Source organism: Streptomyces sp. NPDC057002, assembly GCF_042673825.1.
GTDB lineage: Bacteria > Actinomycetota > Actinomycetes > Streptomycetales > Streptomycetaceae > Streptomyces.
In genome coordinates this window covers 336,979-354,783 of record NZ_JBHURZ010000001.1, presented here as the reverse complement: position 1 = coordinate 354,783, position 17,805 = coordinate 336,979, and the positions used below count along the sequence as shown (strand labels likewise).

Sequence of the window (17,805 nt, the reverse complement as noted above, 5' to 3'; positions counted from 1 at the left end):
GCCGCTCCTTACCTGTCGAGTGCGGGGCGGCGGGTACCCGAAAGGCCGCAGCCGGCCAGGTGCTCCCGGGTGCTGACCGCGATCGGCAGCGGCACCTCGGGAGCGCACGGGTACAGGTCCTGCTCGACGATCACGAACAACTCGGCGTCGAGCCCGGCCAGTTCACCCACCACATCGGCCGGGTTCGGCACCCCGGCCGGCGGCGACACGCACACTCCGCGCTTCACGGCCTCCCCGAAGGACAGGTCCTCGGCGGCGACCTGCGCCAGGATCTCCGGATCCATCTGCTTGATGTGCACATAGCCGACCCGCTCACCGAACCGGCGGATCAGATCGAGGTTGTCCCCACCGCCGTACGCCACATGCCCCGTGTCCAGGCACAGGTTGGTGTAGCGGCTGTCGGACTCGTTGAGCAGCCGCTCGATCTCTGCTTGCGTCTGGATGTGACTGTCGGCGTGCGGATGGACGACCAGCCGTACGTCGTACTCCTCGAGCAGCAGCCTGCCCAGCCGGTCTGCGGCGCGGCCGAACCCGGCCCACTGCCCGGCGGTCAGCTCGGGCGGCTCGGTGAACGCGCCCGTCTTCTCGTCCCGGTACATGGGCGGGATGAAGACGAGATGATGCGCCCCCGCGGCAGCGGTCAGCGCGGCGACCCGCCGGACATGGGTGAGCATCTCGTCCCACGCCTCCGGCCGGTGCAGCGCGCCGAACGCGGTGCCGCCGGAGACCTTCAGCCCCCGGGCGTCCAGCTCGGCCCTCAGCCGCCGCGGATCGGTGGGCAGATAGCCGTACGGGCCGAGCTCCAGCCACTCGTAGCCGGCCTGGGCCAGCTCGTCGAGGAAGCGGGTGTACGGCACCTGGTGCTCGTCCTCGGGGAACCACACCCCCCAGGAGTCGGGTGCGGAGCCGAGGCACAGGTTGCCGACGGTGGTGCGGAGAGGGACGGGCGCCGTTGCCATGGTCAGTGTCCTTGAGGGGAGAGGAGGAGGGTGCCTGAGCGATGTGACGCGCGCTACTAGCGCGCTCTAGTCGAGTACGATGACCCCTGTCCAAATGTCATGTCAATAGGTTGTTGCTGGATGATTGCGGGGCCCCATGGCCGGATCCCCGCGCGGGACACCCCGTAAGGTGGGCGCCGTCGGAGGGTGGGTTCACAGGTGGATGCATCGGGCAGGCAGCGGCCCACGATGGCGGACGTCGCCGAGAAGGCGGGCGTCTCCCGCGCGCTCGTCTCGATCATCTTCCGCAACCAGGCGGGAGCCGGCCGGGAGACGCGGGAGCGGGTCCTGCGCGTGGCCGACGAGATCGGCTACCGGCCCGACAGCGCGGCCCGGCTGCTGGCCCGTGGCCGCAGTCGCACGCTCGGCGTCATGTTCGCCGTGCACCAGACCTTCCACACGGATCTCATCACCGGCATCTATCCCGAGGCCGAGCGGCTCGGGTACGACGTCCTGCTCTCCGGCTCCACCCAGGGGCGCAGCGAGGCGAAGGCGGTCGAGGCGCTGCTCAGCCACCGCTGCGAGGCGGTGATCCTGCTCGGCCCGGACGCCCAGCCCGGCTACCTCGGCGAACTCGGGCAGCGCACGGTCACGGTCTCGGTCAGCCGCCGCGTGCCCCAGGCCCATGTCGACTTCGTGCACTCCGCCGAGGGCAAGGGCGTCCGGCAGGCCATGGACCATCTCGTGGAGCTGGGGCACCGCCGGATCGTGCACATCGACGGCGGACGCGGCCCCGGTTCGGCGGAGCGGCGGCGTGCCTACCGTGCCGCGATGCGCCGCCACGGGCTGGAGGCCGAGGCCCGGGTGATTCCCGGCCGTCACACGGAGGAGTCCGGTGTCGAGACCGGCCGCCTGCTCCTGGCCGAGCGCGACGGCGGACGGCCGTTGCCGACGGCGGTGCTCGCCGGCAACGACCGCTGTGCGATGGGTCTGCTGATGTCCCTCACCCGGGCGGGCATCGAGGTCCCGCGCGATCTGTCCGTCGTCGGCTACGACGACAGTCACCTCTCCCACCTGATGCCGATCGGCCTGACCACGGTCCGTCAGGACGCGGCCCTGATGGCCGAGCACGCCGTCCGCTTCGCCGTCGAGCGGCTGGAGAACGGGGAACTGCCGCCGCGTGAAGCGGTGCTGGACCCGAAGCTGGTGGTACGGGGGACCAGCGGGCCGGCCCCGGCGGAGTAGGCACGTCGCCAAGGCCGCCCAGGTCCGCCCAATGCCGCTCTAGCGCGTCCCCTTCTTCGCGAACTCCGCGATGGTGCCGGCGTTGTCCTTCGTGATGAACGCGGGCCCGGTGAGTACGGGAGCCGTCCCGCCGCCGCTGACGTTGCCGTTCGTCCGGTACAGCCACAGCGCGTCGACGGCGAGGTAGCCCTGGAGGTAGGGCTGCTGGTCGACGGCGAACTCGATGTCGCCGCCTTGGACGGCGGTGACGAGGTCCTTGTTGAGGTCGAAGGTGGCGACCTCGGCCTCGCTGGCCGAGTCCTGTACCGACTGCACGGCGGTCAGGGCGATCGGGGCGCCGAGGGTGACCACCTGGTCGATGGTGGAGTCCTTCTGGAGCTTGGCGGTCAGGGTCGACTTCACGGAGGGCATGTCGGTGCCGTTGACGTACAGGTTCTCCGTGGTGCCCTTGAAGCCCTTCTTCAGTCCGGCGCAGCGTGCCTCCAGCGCGACCTGCCCCTGTTCCTGGATCACGCAGACGGCGTGCTTGGCGCCCAGCTGGTTGAGGCGCTCCCCGAAGGCCTGGCCGGCGATGTTCTCGTCCTGGCCGAAGTACTCGAGCATGCCGAGTTCCTTCCAGTCGTCCAGGCCGGAGTTGAAGCCGACGACGGGGATGCCGGCCGCCTTGGCCTTGGCCACCGCGCCCTTCATGGCGTCCGGCTTGGCCGCGGTGAGCGCTATGCCGTCGACCTTCTGGTCGATGGCGTTCTGCACCAGGTTGGCCTGGTTGCCCGCGACGGGATCGCTGGAGTAGACGAGCTTGATGTTGTCCTTCGCGGCAGCGGCCTGCGCGCCCTTGCGGATCAGGTCCCAGAAGGTGTCGCCGGGCGCCGCGTGGGTGACCATGGCGACGGTCATCCGGGGGGTGGTGGCCTTGCCCGCCGCGGCGTCGGTTCCCCCGGTCTCGGACTGCTTCCCGCCGGAGCCGCTGGAGCAGCCGGCGGCGAGCAGCGCGCCCACGAGGGCGGCGGCGGTCAGGGCTGCGGGTCTGTGGTGTCTGCGCATGTCGGGTGCACCTCACTGTGCGGGGAGAGGGTGCCGCGCCCGGTCCGGGAGGTGGCGTAGGGATGCCCGGGGCGACGATGGAGCGCGCTACTAGCGCGCTCTAGTGGCAGGTACTATGCGGCTGCCTTCTGGGGGATGTCAACCGCTTTGTCAGGACGTACCAACAAAACGGCCGCCCGTGCGCGCCGGACTGGGGACGGCGTGCACGGGCGGCCCGGGGCGGACGGTCCTGGACCGTCCCGGTGGGTTTCGCTCAGCTCTCCGTTCCGCCGATGTTGACCATCCACGGGGTGCCGAAGCGGTCCGTGCACATGCCGAACTCGTCGCCCCACATCTGCTTCTCCAGCGGCACCGACACCGAGCCGCCCTCGGAGAGCTTCTCCCAGTAGCCGCGCAGCTCGGCGTCGTCGTCACCGCTCAGGCTGACGGAGAAGGGGTTGCCCGGCGCGGACTCCATGCCCGGGGGGTTGTCGGCGCCCATCAGGGTGAAGCCGCTGGTGGTCTCCAGCATGCCGTGCATGATCTTGTCGGCGTTCGGGGCGTCCGCCTGCCCGAAGTCGCCGTAGCTGTTGAGGGTGAGGTTGCCGCCGAAGACCTCCTTGTAGAACTCCATCGCCTGCCGGGCTTCGCCGTTGAAGGTGAGGTACGGATTGAGGCGCGTGACCATGTGAACCTCCCGGAGGGGCAAAAGGGTCATTTGCGCGCAGCGTAGCGCCGGGCACTGACAATGGCTCGCCGAGCGCACCGCGCAGGGGGCGGGGGAGCCGCGTGCGAGGCGGGCCCCGGAGGCCGGAGTGGACGCCAACCGACTTGTTAGCGTGGGCCCTTGAGCAGAGGGGGACGGAGACGGCTCATGACATCGACCACCTTCCGCATCGGCGGGGATCTGGACGTACGCCGGCTCGGCTTCGGAGCCATGCATCTGCCGACCGAACCCGGGCCCGACCGGGAGAACGCCCTCGCGGTCGCCCGGCGGGCCGTGGAGCTGGGCGTCACCCTGATCGACACGGCCCACCTGTACGGCGAGGGAGCCAACGAGGAACTGCTCGCCGAGGCGCTGCACCCCTACCCGGAGGGGCTGGTGATCACCACCAAGGTCGGTGTCGCGCGTACCGGCCCGGGAGGCGAGTGGAAGTTCGACGGGCGGCCCGGGATCCTGCGCGACCAGGTCGAGCAGGCCCTGCGCCGGCTGCGGGTCGAGCGGATCGAACTGCTCCAGCTGCACCGCATCGACCCCGACACACCGCTCGCCGACCAGCTCGGCACGTTGCGGGAGCTTCAGGCCGAGGGCCTGGTCGGACGGATCGGGCTGTCGGAGGTCACCGTCGCCGAGCTGGCCGAGGCCCGGGAGATCGTCGACGTGGTGAGCGTGCAGAACCGCTACAACCTGCTCGACCGCGAGCACGAGCCCGTTCTCGCGGCATGTGCGGCGGCCGGTATCGCCTTCCTGCCCTGGCGGCCCGTGGCGTGGGGGAAGGCCGGGGCCGCGGCCGAGATCGCCGCCGTGGCGGCCGAGCTCGGGGCGACGCCCACGCAGGTCGCGCTCGCCTGGCTCCTCGATCGTGCGCCGGTCGTCCTGCCGATCCCCGGTACGGCCCGGATCGAGCACCTGGAGGAGAACCTCGCTGCGGCGGCCCTCGACCTGACACCCGCCCAGCGCGACCGCCTCGACGGGCCGGCCGGAGGGGCAAGGGCGGAATCGGAGTCGGACTAGGCGGAGTCCTGTGCGCCGGGCGCCTGAGACGGCAGGAGTCGTGTCCGGGGGCGGACTCGGGCCGGGTCCCCGGGTGCGTCGGAGGGAAGGGCGCGCGCTTCGCCGGATGCCTGAGGAGCAGGGGCGGACAAGGAGCGGACCGGAGCAAGCCCCCCGGGGGCGCCGCCCCGGAGCTCACGCCTCGTCGGAGCCGGACTCGCCGTTGTTCCAGTCGTACGGGCCCCCGCCGCGCCACTCGATCAGCTCGGTGTCGTCGACGGCCGTGTCGGTGGTGGGCAGGCCCTCGCGGTGCAGGAGGTCCAGCACGTCGAACAGGCTGTAGGCGACGCCCATGCGCTCGCCGCGGATGGTCACCAGCCGTCCGCCGTCCGACGCGGGCGGCTGCACGACCACGGGGGGTTGACCGTCCATAGCCCCACCATGCCTCCGAAACGGGCGGTGCGCAGCTCGGCCTGGACCATAAGCGGGAACGGGCCGGTACGGCCCGTCGCTCCCTCAGCTCCCGGCACCGGGTGCTCTGTGCGCCGGTGACAAGGCCCGACCGGGAAACTGAATTCTCGTCAGCACCCCCTGAGGGCCCTCCCGCCACAGCCCTAGCGTCCGTGGCATGGACATGAAACGCAGGAGCAGAGGAAAGTGGCGCGGTGCCGCGCTCGCGGTACTGCTGACCGCGGGGACACTCACGGCCGCCGCCCCGGGTGCCCGGGCCGACGGGGCGCGGACCGAGACGCCGGTCGCGTCGACGTCCCCCGTCACCGGGGTGACCGAGTCGGTCGTACGGGTGAAGGTACCGCTGCCGGAGTCGGCCGGGCCCCGTCCGGCCGCGTGCGACTGGCTGTCGTATCTGCGCTACCGCTCGGCCGGCGGGCCCGCCGAGTCGGCCGGCGCGGACCGGATCCTCATCGCCCAGCCCGGCATCCTGGAAGGAGCCGGGGCGTTCGACAGCGTCGCCCGCAACACCGTCACCAGGGCCGCCGAGCGGGGCGCGCACATCGAGTTCTGGGCGCTGGACCGGCGCTCCAACTGCCTGGAGGACCGCACCGGCATCGCCTCCGGCGACCAGCACAGTGCCGTCGACTACTACTACCGCGGCAAGCAGGTCGACGGCCGGACCTTCGACGGCTATGCCGGCAACGGACAGCTGGGCTGGATGGCGAAGCTCGGGATCGAGCAGACCGTACGGGACCAGTACGACCTGCTCGCCGCCGAGTTGCCCGACCAGGCCCAGCGCAAGCGGAAGGTGCTGTGCGGCGGGCACTCGCTGGGCGGAGTCGTCACCGGGTACTTCGCCGCCGCCGACTTCGACGGAAACCGGGCCACCACGGCCGACGCCGGGTACAACCAGTGCGCTGGCTACTTCGCCCTGGACACCACCGTCTCCACCTCGCTCGCCGACCTCAGCGGCAGCCTGCCCGACGACACCAACCTGCCCGACATCGGCCTCGGTTACGGCGTGGTCCAGGCCGGCCTGGACAGCGGACTCCTGTCGCGCACACTGTCCGCGCCGGTGCTGCTCAACCCCGAGACCATGACCCTGCTCGGCATCGCGGGCCTCGGCGCCCTCAAGGATCCCGACGGTGAGGCGGACCTGCCCCGCTATCTGCCCTCCAACCTCAACATCGAGGCCACCAACCGCTTCCTGTTCGCCAAGGACACCGCCACGTTCCTCAGCGGTACGCCGTCCGTGAAGGACTTCCGGCTCACCAACGGGGCGGTGCTCGGAGCGCTGCTGGACGACAACTCCGTACCGCTGGCGTTCCTGCAGACCAGCGTCGGCTTCTTCGACGGCGGGCCCGTCGCCGACAAGAGCTTCCCCGTCGCCAACGGCGGTGCCCAGCAGCCCGGTCTGTACGGCACCGCGTACAAGGCCATCCCGGACCGCCCCCAGGGCCCGCTCTACACCTGGCGCAACTACGACCGCGTCGGCGACCCCGACGACCCCGGATACCGGTCGGCCGACGGCACCCCGTTCACCGGAGCGGGCGAGGAGGTCACCGATGTGCGGCAACTGGCCCGCAGCCTCGCCGAGCAGCCGCTGGACTTCACCGAGCAGTACTTCCCGACCAAGCTGGTCACGGACATCCAGCTCGGCACCTCGCCGCAGGTGAAGAAGCTCGTCGTCCATCCGGGCGGGCTCACCGCCAACCCGGTGCTCACCGTCCTCGCCGGCGAGGGTCTGCTGGCCGGCCGGGTGCCGCCCGAGCTGCATCCCGTGGTCGCCGACGGCTACCAGCACCTCGACGTGCTGACCGCCGCGCCCGCGCAGAACAATGGCGGGCCCGAGATCGTCTCCACCAGCCTCGCCGGGTTCGCCCGGTCACCCCGCTAGACACCGGAACGGGGCCCGGGAGGAGATCCTCCCGGGCCCCTTTGTGTGCTGCCGGGACTAGAGCCTGCCCGCGGCGAACGTGGCGGCCGCGTCGGCGTCGTCCCGGTAGCTCAGATGCGCCCCGACGTCACCCCCGCCGTTCTCGCAGACGGGGTCGCCCTGGGCACAGAGGTCCAGGGTGCGGCTCTGGTAGGTGCCTGTGACGCTCTTGCCGAGGGCCCGGATCGGGTTGCCGAACAGCAGCACCGCGGAGACCTTCGGCTCGACCGCGGCGGGCAGTGTGGCCACGATGGGGCTGCCGACCACCGCGCCCGCGCTGCTGATGCCGATCGAGTTGTCGACGACGTTCGCGCCCTGCGAATAGCCGACGAGAACGAACTTCTGGTTCGGGCAGGCCGCGGCCTGGCTCTTCACATGGTTCACCAGGTCCAGATTGCCTTGTGCCGCGGACGTCGGGGAGAGGTCGGCGGGATAGTTCACCTTGTAGCTGGTCAGGCTTTTGCCCGCTGCTTTCTTCTGCAGCGCGGAAAGCACCGGGTCGCCGACGATGAAGCCGAGCGTCCCGGGCTCGAAGGTGCCGCGTGCCGAGACGAGTTCCACGTCGGAGCAGGCCGCGGCCGAGGCCGGGGGAGCCGAGAGGGTGACGAGCCCGGCCCCGCCGACCAGCGAGAGCGCGGCGAGACACAAACGGATACGCATGGGGGATCCTCCGCGTGTGAGGCGCGTGAAGCGCCTGCGAAAAAGGACGGCCCGAACGTATTCGCTTTCCCCAGCCGGGAGTTATGGACGGGATTATGGAATCCCCGCCGTTTTTTGTCGGCGATTGAGTACGCCGCTGAATGCGGGAGTCAGTTCTGCCGTGTGTGCAGGGATTCCGCGCGCAACGCGAGAATGAGATCGAGGCGGGTGCCCGGATCGTGCAGGGCGTCACCGAAGAGCTTCTCCAGCTGGCGCAGGCGGTAGCGGACCGTCTGCGGATGGATGTGCAGCCGTGCCGCGACGTCCGGCACGTTGCTGCCGCTGAGCAGCCAGGCCAGCAGGGTCTCGGCGAGCCGGTCGCGCTGCCCCGCCGAGACCGTGTCGAGCGGCGCCAGGACCCGCGCCTGGAGCCGCTCCAGCAGCGGCTCGTCGCCGTACAGCAGCAGGGTCGACAGATGGTCGGAGCAGTGCTCCACGCCCTGGCGTGGCAGGATGCCACGCCCCATCAGCCCGAGCGCCCGGGTGGCCAGGCGCAGCGACCGCGCGGCCTCCGTGACCGCCACCGTCGGGCCGATCGCGGCGGGCCGGCCGCGCAGGGCGAGCGTGAACGCCCGGCCGAAGCGGCCCGAGGAGTCCGGGTCGGGCACCAGCATGCGCGGCGGCCGGGAGCCCATGTCCACCAGCGCGCCCGCCGCCGCCAGCGGCCGGTCCTCCTCCCGCCGGTCCGGCGCCGCCGCGAGCGCCACCACGGCGACCGTCCGGGGCACCGGCCAGCGCGCACCGTGGGCCAGATCCTGCACGGCCTCCAGCGCCACCGGGCCGTCCTCCAGCAGCAGCTCGAGCAACCGTCTGCGGCGCCGCTCCAGCTCGTCGGTGCTGCGCAGCTGGGCCTCCGCGTAGCCGGCCGCGGCCGCCTGGGCGACCTCGTGCACGGTCCGGAACGCCAGCTCACCGAGCGCGGCGACGACCGCGGAGTCGAGGCCGAGTTGCTCCGCCGTGGACCCCATCAGCCGCCAGGCGTGCAGCCCGCCCACCCGCAGCGCGGACTGCAACGCGTCCAGGCTGCGGCCCTCCAGGGCCTCGCCCCGCCCGAGTTCGTAGTACGTCGCCGCGATCGCGCCCCCGTCGTCACGCGGGTCGGCGATGTGGTCGACGAACAGGGTGAGCGCCTGCACCACCCCGGACCGAAGGTTCTTGCGGTACGTCCCGCCGGCGGGCCGCGCGTACTCGGGCACCTGACGGCAGACCTCCTCCTCCACCAGATCGGCGACTGAGGCCAGTTGGGCGCGCAGCAGCTCCGCCAGCTCGGGCGGCACCGGCGGCGTGCCGGGACGGTCCGGCACGCCGTGCGGGGTGGGCACAGCCATCACGGACACTCCTTTCGACCGGAAGCGGCTCACCCGCGGGCTGTTGCCGGTGGGACGAGTGGGAAGTCCAGTGTTGGACGGACGTCCCCTCCGCTCCGTTCCGTGCCCCGACGGCACCCCCGTCACTCCGGCACGCCCAGCGCAGGGGCGAGCATCGGCCAAGAGGCGGTGAACTCCCGCTTCCAGTAGGGCCAGTCGTGTCCTCCTCCCGAGTAGAAGTGCGTGGTGGCCCGGACACCCAGCAGGGCCAGCGCCCCGGCGAAGCCCTGGGCCGAGGGCCACAGGGCGCTCTCCAGCACCCCGGGCAGCGGATCGCCGCTGCCCGGACCCACTCCGCTGCCCTGCGAGACGTACAGAGCGGTGCCGCGCAGCCCGGCGGCACGGGTCCGCGGGTTGAAGTCGCGCCAGGTCAGGGCATTGAGCAGCGGATGGCCCCACAGGGACCGGGCCGGCAGGTTCTCCCGGGCCACGATGGCGTCCATGATGGCGGGAACACCGGGGGCGGTGGTGTCGAGGACGCCGCTGTAGGAGGCCGCGGCCTTGAACGCGCCGGGGTGGCGGGCCGCGTGGGCCATCGCGCCGTAGCCGCCGGTGGAGACCCCGGCGACCGCCTGTACGCCGGAGGCCCGGTAGTCCCGGGCGAGCAGCGCCGGCACCTCTTTGACCTGGAAGGTCTCGTAGTCGGGGCCGTCGCGCCAGACCGAGGGGATGCCGGTGGGGCCCGCGTCCGGCATCGCCACGATCAGGTCGCGGCCCTCGGTGAAGGCCTCGATGTCCGTCTCGCGGGTCCAGGACGTGTAGTCGTCGTGGGCGCCGTGCAGCAGGTACAGCACGGGATACTTCCGCTCCGGCCGTGTGCCGAAGTCCGACGGCAGGATCAGCCGGACGGGCGCGTTGCGGCCGAGCGCGGCGGAGGGCACGGACACGTCGAGGGTGCGCGGCCCGAGCCGGGTCGCCGCCCCGGCACGGGCCGTGCCGCCCGCGGCCCCGAACAGCACGGCGAGGCCGGCGGCGGCCGTGGCTCTGGCGACGGTGCGCCGGGACACTCCGGCGGCGGGCTTCGGCGACAGGTCGGACATGGCGGCTCCTCGGGTTCCGGATTTCAGGGGGCCCGCTCGGCGAGCACCCGGCTCAGATGGGCGGCGATCTCGTCGACGTGCGGCGGGTCGAGCAGCGACAGATGGTGACCGGGCACCGGCACGACCTCCAGGCGTGGGCACACCTCGTCCCAGCCCAGCGCCTCGTCGTCCCGCTCGTACGCCGGGTCGCGCACGGTGTGCGGGGCGGGCTCGGCGGCCCGGTAGAGGACGACCGGCCCGTCATGGCCGCCGGGCCGGTGTGACTCCCCGATGCCCAGGTCCAGGTAGGAGGCCCGCTGGTGCTCCAGCGCGGCGGCCGGTACGTCGGCGGCCTCCCGCAGCGCCCGCAGCACGGTGTCGATACGGGAGCTGTCGTCGTCCATGGCCACCAGGTCGTCGTACGGCAACTCCAGCCGCACGCCGTAGGTGTCGGCGACGTGGCGGGCGAAGCCCTCGAAATGTGCCCGGATCCGATCGGCCCGTGTCAGTCCCGGCCGGGGGAGAGGACGTACGGAGTCGATGAGCACGACCAGCCGCACCTCCCGCCCGGCGGCGGTCAGTTGCCGCGCGGTCTCCTGGGCGACGAAGCCGCCGAAGGACCAGCCGCCCAGCACACAGGGCCCGTCGGGGTGGGCTGCGTTGATCGCCTCGGCGTAGCGCCGCGCCTTCTCCGGCACGGTCCGGGCCTCCTCGATCCGCTCCAGCCCGTACACCGGCTGGTCGTCCCCGAGCCGTTCGGCGAGCGTACGGTAGACGGCGACCGGGCCCCCGGCGGCGTGGACGAGGAACAGCGGGGGCCGCGAACCGGTGGCACGCAGCGGGCGCAGCGGGGTGTCCTCGCGGGGGAGGGCCTGCCGGATCCGGGCGGCGGCGTCCTCGACGGTGACGGCGGCGAACAGGTCGCGCAGGGGCAGCGCGACGCCGAACTCGCGCTCCACCGCGGTACGGACGCGGACGGCCATCAGCGAGTCCAGGCCCAGGTCGGCCAGGGCGGTGCCCGGGGCGACCCGGGCGGGCGGGTGGCCGGTGACGGCGGCGATGTGGTGGGTCAGCCGGGCCAGGACCGAAGAGGGCTCCGAGAGTTCCGCCGCTTCGACGGGAGGTTCCTCCGTGACCGGCTCGGGGTGTGCGCGGCCGTCCGTCCACCAGTGCCGTACGTGCCGCCAGCGGGGAACGGGCAGGTCGACCACCCGGCCGGGCGGCACGGGCAGCCGCTGTCCCGCGACGTACAGGGCACCGAGCTGTCCCGCGAACGCCTCGGAACCGTCGGCGTCCCGGCGCAGGGTGGCCAGGGCGAGGGCGCCGGGCACGGTGTCCGCGAGGGCCCCCGTCAGAACCGGATGGGGGGAGATCTCGACGAACGCCGTGTGCCCGTCGGCCGCCGCCGAGGCGAGCGCCCGGTCCAGACGCACGGGCCGCCGCAGATTGGCCGCCCAGTGGTCCGCGTCGAACACGCGGTCGCCGCGTGGGTCGTCCAGGACGGTGGAGTAGACGGGGACCTCCGGCCGCCGTCCCCGGATGCCGGCCAGCGCGTCGACGAGCTCCGGCAGCAGCGGGTCCACCTGGGGCGAGTGCCCGGCACCGACGACCCGCATGGCCCGCGCCGCCCGGCCCTGCCCCTCCAGCCGGCGCACTAGCCCGGCCACCGCCGCTTCCTCTCCCGTGACGACCTTCTGCCGGGGCGAGGAGTGCACGGCGACATGCACCCCTGGGAAGTCCCGCTCCAGGGAATCCAGTTCGGCGTCGTCCAGGTCCACCACGGCCATCGCGCCGCCGCTCAGCCCGCTCAGCAGCCGGGCCCGTACGGCGATGACCCGCGCCCCGTCGGCCACGTCCAGCGCGCCCGCGCACACGGCCGCCGCCACCTCGCCCATGGAGTGGCCGATCACCGCGGCCGGCTCGACCCCGTACGAACGCCACAACTCGGCAAGCGCCAATTGCAGCCCGAACAGGACGGGTTGGGCGACCTCCAGGGAGTCGAGACCGGCACCGGACGACAGGTGGTCGTACAGGGACAGGCCGCACTCCGGGGCGAGGTGCGGGTCGAGTTTCTCGACGGCGGCGGCGAACGCGGGTTCCTCGGCCAGCAGCCGCCTGCCCATGCCCGGCCACTGGCTGCCGTAGCCGGAGAAGACCCACACCGTGCCGTTGCCGACGCGGTCGCGGTCACCGGTCACCAGCCGCACGTCCGGACGCCCTGTCGCCAACGTTCCCAGCACTTCAGCGAGTTCGGAACGGTCCCGGGCGACCGCGGCGGCACGTACAGGGCCCCGGCCCGTGCGCCCCGCCAGGGTCCGCGCCACGTCGGCGGGGTGGGCGGTGCTGTCGCGCAGCCAGTCGGCCAGCCTGCCCGCCGTGTCGCCCAGGCGCTCCGCGTCGAGGTCGGAGAGCAGCTGCAGGCGGGCCGCCGGTTCCTCGGCCGGTCGGGCCGGGACCAGGCCGGGCGGCCCCTCCTCCAGCACCACATGCGCGTTGGTGCCGCCGAAGCCGAACCCGGAGACCCCCGCGACAGCGGTGCCGCCGTAGCGCGGCCAGGGCTCCGGCTCGGTCACCACCCGCAGCCGGTCATCGGTGAGGGAAGTGCCCTCCGCACAGTGCAGCGAGGGCGGGATGCTGTCGTGATGCAGGGCCAGTACGGTCTTCACCAGGCCCGCGATCCCCGCGGCCGACTCCAGATGCCCGAGGTTGCCCTTCACGGAACCCAGCAGCAGCGGCTGGTCCGGGTCACGGTCCGCGCCGAGCACCGCGCCGAGCGCGCCCGCCTCGATCGGGTCGCCCAACGGGGTACCGGTGCCGTGCGCCTCGACGTAGTCGACGTGTGCCGCGGGGAGCCCCGCCCGTGCGTACGCGCTCCGCAGCAGCGCCTGCTGCGCTGCCGGGTTGGGTGCCATGAGGCCGTTCGAGCGGCCGTCGGAGTTGACGGCGGTGGCCCGGATGACGGCCAGGACCCGGTCGCCGTCCCGCTCGGCGTCGGACAGCCGCTTGAGGATCACCGCCGCGCAGCCCTCGCCGCGCCCGATGCCGTCCGCCGCCGTCGAGAACGGCTTGCACCGCCCGTCCGGCGCGAGGGCCCCCGCTCGCCGGAAGGCGACCGAGACGGCCGGTGACAGCAGCAGGTTGACCCCGGCGGCGATCGCCGTGTCGCTCTCGCCCGTACGCAGGCTGACACAGGCGTGGTGCACGGCGACCAGCGACGACGAGCAGGCCGTGTCTACGGCCATGCTCGGCCCCCGGGCGTCCAGGACGTAGGAGAGCCGCCCGGCGGCCACGCTCAGGGCACCCCCGGCCGGCGCCCAGGGATCGACGGCGGCCGGGTCGGCGCCGGTGAGCTGCCCGTATTCGGGGGCGGAGACACCGACGAACACGCCGGTGGCGGTGCCCGCCAGGGCCCCGGCCGGTACGGCGGCGTGGTCGAGCGCCTCGTGCACGACCTCCAGCAGGATCCGCTGCTGCGGGTCCATCACCGCGGCCTCGCGCGGGGTGACGCGGAAGAAGTCCGCGTCGAAGCCCGCGATGTCGTCGAGATAGCCGCCGTACGGGTGCGCGTCCGCGGGCGGGAAGGCGGTGAAGTCGCGCCAGCGATCCTCCGGGACGCGCCGGATCGCGTCGACGCCCTCGCCGAGCAGCCGCCAGTAGTCGTCCGGGCCGTGCACCCCGCCGGGCAGCCGGCAACCGATCCCCACGACGGCGACCGGCTCGGCCGTAGCGCTCGGCAGCCCGGCTAGCGGAAGCGCCGCGTCGGATCCCGGGGCGTGCGAGGCTTCCGCGCCGCACAGCCGGGCCACCAGCGCGTCTCCGGTCGGTGTCTCCCACAGCAGGGTCGTCGGCAGTTGCTGCCCGGTGGCCCGGGACAGTTCACCGGCCAGGGCGACCGCGTCCCGTGAGGACATGCCGAGGTCGGCCAGCGGCCGGTCCATCGGGACGGTTTCGGGGGACGTGCCGCACCACTCCGCCACCCTTTCGGCGATGAGCCGGCGCAGCCCGCCCTCGTCGACGGGCCTCATCCCGCGGCACCCGCCGTCTCCGACCGGGCCCGGCCGCCGTACGCGCCCTCCAGATAGCGGGTCCGGGTCAGCGCCCGCGACACCTTCCCGCTCGAGGTACGCGGCACCGTGCCCGGCGGCACCAGGACCACGTCCGCGAGCCGCAGCCCGTGCCGGGCGGAGACGGCACCGCGCACGGCACGCACCACCGCCGGTACGTCGAGCTCGGCGAGGCGCGCGGTGCGCGCGTGCTCCGCCACGACCACCACCCCCTCACCGGCGCCGCCCGGCACGGCGAACGCCGCCAGCCGGTCCCGGCGCACCGCCGGGTCCGCGTCCTGGGCCGTCGCCTCGACGTCCTGCGGATAGTGGTTGCGGCCGTCCACGATGATCAGGTCCTTCAACCGGCCCGTGACGACCAGCTGCCCCTCCAGCACCGTCCCCAGATCGCCCGTCCGCAGCCAGCCGCCCGGACCGGCCGCGGCGTCCGCGAACCCGGCACCGAACACGTCCCCCGGCCCCCGGTTCCAGTAGCCGCGTCCCACATTCGGCCCCTGCACCCAGATCTCGCCGACCTCACCCTCCGACAGCAGGGCCCGTGTGACCGGGTCGGCGACCCGGACCCGCTGGCCCGCCGGGGTGCCACAGCCCGCCAGCAGCACGGCCCGGGGATCGTCCGGCCGCGCGGACAGGGCCTTCCCGGCCGCCAGGGCGTCACGGTCGAGCGCGAACCGGGTGAGCGGCTCACCCGGCCGGGCCGCGCAGACGAACACGGTGGCCTCGGCCAGTCCGTACGACGGGCAGTGCGTCTCCGGCGCCAGGCCCTGGCCGGCGAACGCCGCGTGGAAACGGTCGGCCGTGCCCGGGCGGACCGGCTCGCTGCCGTTGATCAGCGCGGTGATCCTGTCGAGCCGCAGCCCCTCCTTCTGCTCGGCAGTGACGGTCGCGACGCAGTAGTCGTAGGCGAAGTTGGGCGCCGCGCTCACGACGTTCGGATGCGCGGCGAGCAGCCGCAGCCAGCGCACCGGCTCGTGCAGGAACGCGGCCGGGTCCATGAGGACCGACAGAAGACCGCGTGTCACCGGCGCCGCGACGCTGAGCACCAGCCCCATGTCGTGATAGAGCGGCAGCCAGCCCACGCAGGTCAGCGGGCCGGCGTCGGCACCGTAGGCGCTCAGCGCCTGGCCGGCGTTGGCGACGACGTTGCCGTGGCTGATCTCCACGCCCGCCGGGGCGCGGGTCGAACCCGAGGTGTACTGGAGATAGGCCGTCGCCCCGGCGTCCGGCGGGACGGGCCGCCAGTTCTGGGCGGCATCGTCGGGCACCTGGTCCGCCAGGACGATCCGCGGCCCGTCGGAACCGAGGAAGTCCCGCACCTCGTCCTGGGCCCGGCTGGTCGTCACGACCACCGAGGGACGGGCATCCGCCAGGACGCCCGCCAGCCGGTCCGCGTGCCCGGGCAGGTCCGGCGGATACAGCGGTACGGCGACCAGCCCCGCGGCCAGGGCCGCGAGGAAGGCGGTCACGTACTCCGTGCCCTGCGGACACAGCAGGGCGACCCGGTCCCCGGGCCCGGCCCGCTCGGCGAGGTGCGCGGCCAGCGCCCGCACCCGCACGTCCAGGCGGCGCCAGGTCAGGGTGCGGTGGACGCCCCGCGAGTGCTGTGCCGGATGCTCGACGAAGGTGAACGCCCGGCGGTCCGGGGTGGTTTCGGCCCAGTGCCACACGTACTCCGGCAGCGTCGGGCACGCGGGCGCGAGCGGGGGGCGGCGGCTGTCCATCAGGCGGGGCTCCTCACGGCGTGCATCGGCCTACGAGTCGAGAAGGGCGAGGTCAGAGCGGGATGTTGCCGTGCCGGCGTTCCGGCATCGGCGCGCGTTTGCCGCGCAGGGCGCGCAGCGCGCGGCAGACCTGCTCCCGGGTCTCGCGCGGCGCGATGACGGCGTCTACATAGCCGCGCTCGGCGGCGAGATAGGGAGTGCCGTGGGTGCGCTCGTACGCGTCGAGAAGGCGGGCGCGCAGCGCCTCCGGGTCGTCGGACGCGGCCAGTTCGCGCCGGTGCAGCACGCCCACGGCCCCCTCGGCGCCCATGACGGCGATACGGGCGGTGGGCCAGGCGAGATTGACGTCGGCGCCCAGGTGCTTGGAGCCCATCACCGCGTAGCCGCCGCCGTACGCCTTGCGCACCACCACCGTGACCTTGGGCACCGTCGCCTCGGCGTAGGCGTACAGCAGCTTCGCGCCGCGCCGGATGATCCCGGCCTGCTCCTGCCGTACCCCGGACAGATACCCGGGCACATCGGCGAAGGTCAGCAGCGGGATGCCGAACGCGTCGCAGAACCGTACGAACCGCGCCGCCTTCTCCGACGCGTCGATGTCGAGGACACCGGCGGCACGCAGCGGCTGGTTGGCGACGACGCCCACCGAGCGGCCCTCGACCCGGGCCAGGGCGCAGATGATGTTCGGCGCGAACAGCTCCTGCACCTGGAGCAGTTCACCGTCGTCGACGACCGCGTGCAGGATGTCCCGCATGTCGTAGGCCTCACCGAGCCGGTCCGGGACTACCTCGTCGAGCCCGGCCCCGGGCGGGGCGTGCCCGGGCGCGTACTCCGGGGGCCGTTCCAGGTTGTTGGCCGGGAGGTACGAGAGCAGGTCGCGCACGGTGTCGAGGGCGTCCTCCTCGTCGGCGGCCAGGAAGTGGGCGTTGCCGTTGACGGTGTTGCTGGTGCGGGCGCCGCCCAGCTCCTCGGCGGTGGTGCGCTCGCCGGTGACCGTATGGATGACGTCGGGGCCGGTGACGAACATGTGCGAGGCGCCGTCCACCATCACCGTGAAGTCGGTGATCGCCGGGGAGTAGGCGGCACCGCCCGCGCACGGCCCCAGGACGACCGAGATCTGCGGGATCACCCCGGACGCCTTGACGTTGCGGCGCACCAGCTCGGCGTAGAGGGCGAGGGCGGCGACCCCCTCCTGGATCCGGGCGCCGCCGGAGTCGTTCAGGCCGATCACCGGGCAGCCGGTCTTCAGGGCGAGGTCCATCAGGGCGACGGTCTTCTCCCCGAAGGCCTCGCCCATGCTGCCGCCGAACACCGTGGAGTCCTGGGCGAACACGCACACCGGGCGGCCGTCGACCGTGCCGTACCCGGTGACCACCCCGTCGCCGTAGGGGCGGCGGGCATCCTGCCCGGTGGGCCGGCCCCGCACGAACAGGCCCGTCTCGGTGAAGGAGTCCTTGTCCACGAGCCGTTCGATCCGCTCCCGGGCCGAGAACTCCCCGCGTCTGCGCGGCCCGCCCGGGGCCACCGCACGGTCCCGGCGTGAGGCCAGCCCGGCGACGCGTCCCGCGGTGCTCCCGCTCACCTCTGTGCTCACAACCACCTCCGAAGGGGCTCTCGACTATGGCAGCG

General features: G+C 73.1%; 13 protein-coding genes. 3 read left to right on the top strand and 10 right to left on the bottom strand.

The annotated features are described in order from the left end of the window. Positions 1-8: 8 nt before the first annotated feature. Positions 9-959, bottom strand: coding sequence for a TIM barrel protein (locus ACFT32_RS01630; RefSeq protein ID WP_382484544.1), 951 nt, complete (start codon positions 957-959; stop codon positions 9-11). A gap of 228 nt (positions 960-1,187) precedes the next feature. On the opposite strand from ACFT32_RS01630, the gene ACFT32_RS01625 reads away from it, so the two are divergent. After that, positions 1,188-2,183, top strand: coding sequence for a LacI family DNA-binding transcriptional regulator (locus ACFT32_RS01625; protein WP_382484543.1), 996 nt, complete (start codon positions 1,188-1,190; stop codon positions 2,181-2,183). A 39-nt stretch (positions 2,184-2,222) separates the two neighbouring features. On the opposite strand, the gene ACFT32_RS01620 is transcribed toward ACFT32_RS01625, so the two are convergent. Both ACFT32_RS01620 and ACFT32_RS01615 read right to left on the bottom strand, forming a co-directional pair. Continuing rightward, complete coding sequence (locus ACFT32_RS01620) at positions 2,223-3,227, bottom strand: substrate-binding domain-containing protein (protein WP_382484541.1); 1,005 nt, start codon at positions 3,225-3,227, stop codon at positions 2,223-2,225. Positions 3,228-3,480: 253 nt separating this feature from the next. Beyond that, complete coding sequence (locus tag ACFT32_RS01615; protein WP_382484539.1) at positions 3,481-3,894, bottom strand: VOC family protein; 414 nt, start codon at positions 3,892-3,894, stop codon at positions 3,481-3,483. Between the two features lie 186 nt (positions 3,895-4,080). Here ACFT32_RS01615 and ACFT32_RS01610 point away from each other — a divergent pair, with 186 nt between their 5' ends. Further along, positions 4,081-4,941 carry an aldo/keto reductase gene (locus ACFT32_RS01610; RefSeq protein ID WP_382484537.1) on the top strand — a complete coding sequence of 287 codons (861 nt, stop codon included), beginning with the start codon at positions 4,081-4,083 and terminating at the stop codon, positions 4,939-4,941. Positions 4,942-5,115: 174 nt separating this feature from the next. Here the strand turns inward: ACFT32_RS01610 and ACFT32_RS01605 are convergent, their stop codons facing one another. Then, a complete protein-coding gene (locus ACFT32_RS01605) occupies positions 5,116-5,352 on the bottom strand; it encodes a hypothetical protein (RefSeq protein ID WP_382484534.1) in 237 nt (78 codons plus the stop codon). A 196-nt stretch (positions 5,353-5,548) separates the two neighbouring features. On the opposite strand from ACFT32_RS01605, the gene ACFT32_RS01600 reads away from it, so the two are divergent. Continuing rightward, the gene (locus tag ACFT32_RS01600) at positions 5,549-7,270 is read left to right on the top strand and encodes a hypothetical protein (RefSeq protein WP_382484531.1); all 1,722 of its coding nucleotides are present in this window, start codon (positions 5,549-5,551) and stop codon (positions 7,268-7,270) included. A gap of 57 nt (positions 7,271-7,327) precedes the next feature. Here the strand turns inward: ACFT32_RS01600 and ACFT32_RS01595 are convergent, their stop codons facing one another. From ACFT32_RS01595 to ACFT32_RS01570, 6 genes are all read right to left on the bottom strand, one after another. Continuing rightward, positions 7,328-7,969 (bottom strand): cutinase family protein, encoded by a 642-nt coding sequence (locus ACFT32_RS01595; RefSeq protein ID WP_382484528.1) that lies wholly within the window; start codon positions 7,967-7,969, stop codon positions 7,328-7,330. A gap of 149 nt (positions 7,970-8,118) precedes the next feature. Further along, positions 8,119-9,336: a PucR family transcriptional regulator gene (locus ACFT32_RS01590; protein ID WP_382484525.1), complete on the bottom strand. Its 1,218-nt coding sequence runs from the start codon at positions 9,334-9,336 to the stop codon at positions 8,119-8,121. Positions 9,337-9,458: 122 nt separating this feature from the next. Further along, the gene (locus tag ACFT32_RS01585; RefSeq protein ID WP_382484523.1) at positions 9,459-10,415 is read right to left on the bottom strand and encodes an alpha/beta hydrolase; all 957 of its coding nucleotides are present in this window, start codon (positions 10,413-10,415) and stop codon (positions 9,459-9,461) included. Positions 10,416-10,438: 23 nt separating this feature from the next. Then, complete coding sequence (locus ACFT32_RS01580) at positions 10,439-14,419, bottom strand: acyltransferase domain-containing protein (protein ID WP_382484522.1); 3,981 nt, start codon at positions 14,417-14,419, stop codon at positions 10,439-10,441. Continuing rightward, positions 14,416-16,179, bottom strand: a complete 1,764-nt coding sequence (locus tag ACFT32_RS01575) for a fatty acyl-AMP ligase (protein ID WP_382484520.1) — start codon at positions 16,177-16,179, stop codon at positions 14,416-14,418. Before ACFT32_RS01575 ends, ACFT32_RS01580 begins: the two co-directional genes overlap by 4 nt. Positions 16,180-16,231: 52 nt before the next feature. After that, on the bottom strand, positions 16,232-17,770 hold the full coding sequence (locus ACFT32_RS01570) for an acyl-CoA carboxylase subunit beta (RefSeq protein WP_382484518.1): 1,539 nt from the start codon (positions 17,768-17,770) through the stop codon (positions 16,232-16,234). Positions 17,771-17,805 lie beyond the last annotated feature (35 nt).

Coding starts and splice junctions, on each gene's coding strand:
- ACFT32_RS01630 (WP_382484544.1), bottom strand. CDS start 959: ATGGCAACGGCGCCCGTCCCTCTCCGCACCACCGTCGGCAACCTGTGC.
- ACFT32_RS01625 (WP_382484543.1), top strand. CDS start 1,188: ATGGCGGACGTCGCCGAGAAGGCGGGCGTCTCCCGCGCGCTCGTCTCG.
- ACFT32_RS01620 (WP_382484541.1), bottom strand. CDS start 3,227: ATGCGCAGACACCACAGACCCGCAGCCCTGACCGCCGCCGCCCTCGTG.
- ACFT32_RS01615 (WP_382484539.1), bottom strand. CDS start 3,894: ATGGTCACGCGCCTCAATCCGTACCTCACCTTCAACGGCGAAGCCCGG.
- ACFT32_RS01610 (WP_382484537.1), top strand. CDS start 4,081: ATGACATCGACCACCTTCCGCATCGGCGGGGATCTGGACGTACGCCGG.
- ACFT32_RS01605 (WP_382484534.1), bottom strand. CDS start 5,352: ATGGACGGTCAACCCCCCGTGGTCGTGCAGCCGCCCGCGTCGGACGGC.
- ACFT32_RS01600 (WP_382484531.1), top strand. CDS start 5,549: ATGGACATGAAACGCAGGAGCAGAGGAAAGTGGCGCGGTGCCGCGCTC.
- ACFT32_RS01595 (WP_382484528.1), bottom strand. CDS start 7,969: ATGCGTATCCGTTTGTGTCTCGCCGCGCTCTCGCTGGTCGGCGGGGCC.
- ACFT32_RS01590 (WP_382484525.1), bottom strand. CDS start 9,336: ATGGCTGTGCCCACCCCGCACGGCGTGCCGGACCGTCCCGGCACGCCG.
- ACFT32_RS01585 (WP_382484523.1), bottom strand. CDS start 10,415: ATGTCCGACCTGTCGCCGAAGCCCGCCGCCGGAGTGTCCCGGCGCACC.
- ACFT32_RS01580 (WP_382484522.1), bottom strand. CDS start 14,419: ATGAGGCCCGTCGACGAGGGCGGGCTGCGCCGGCTCATCGCCGAAAGG.
- ACFT32_RS01575 (WP_382484520.1), bottom strand. CDS start 16,179: ATGGACAGCCGCCGCCCCCCGCTCGCGCCCGCGTGCCCGACGCTGCCG.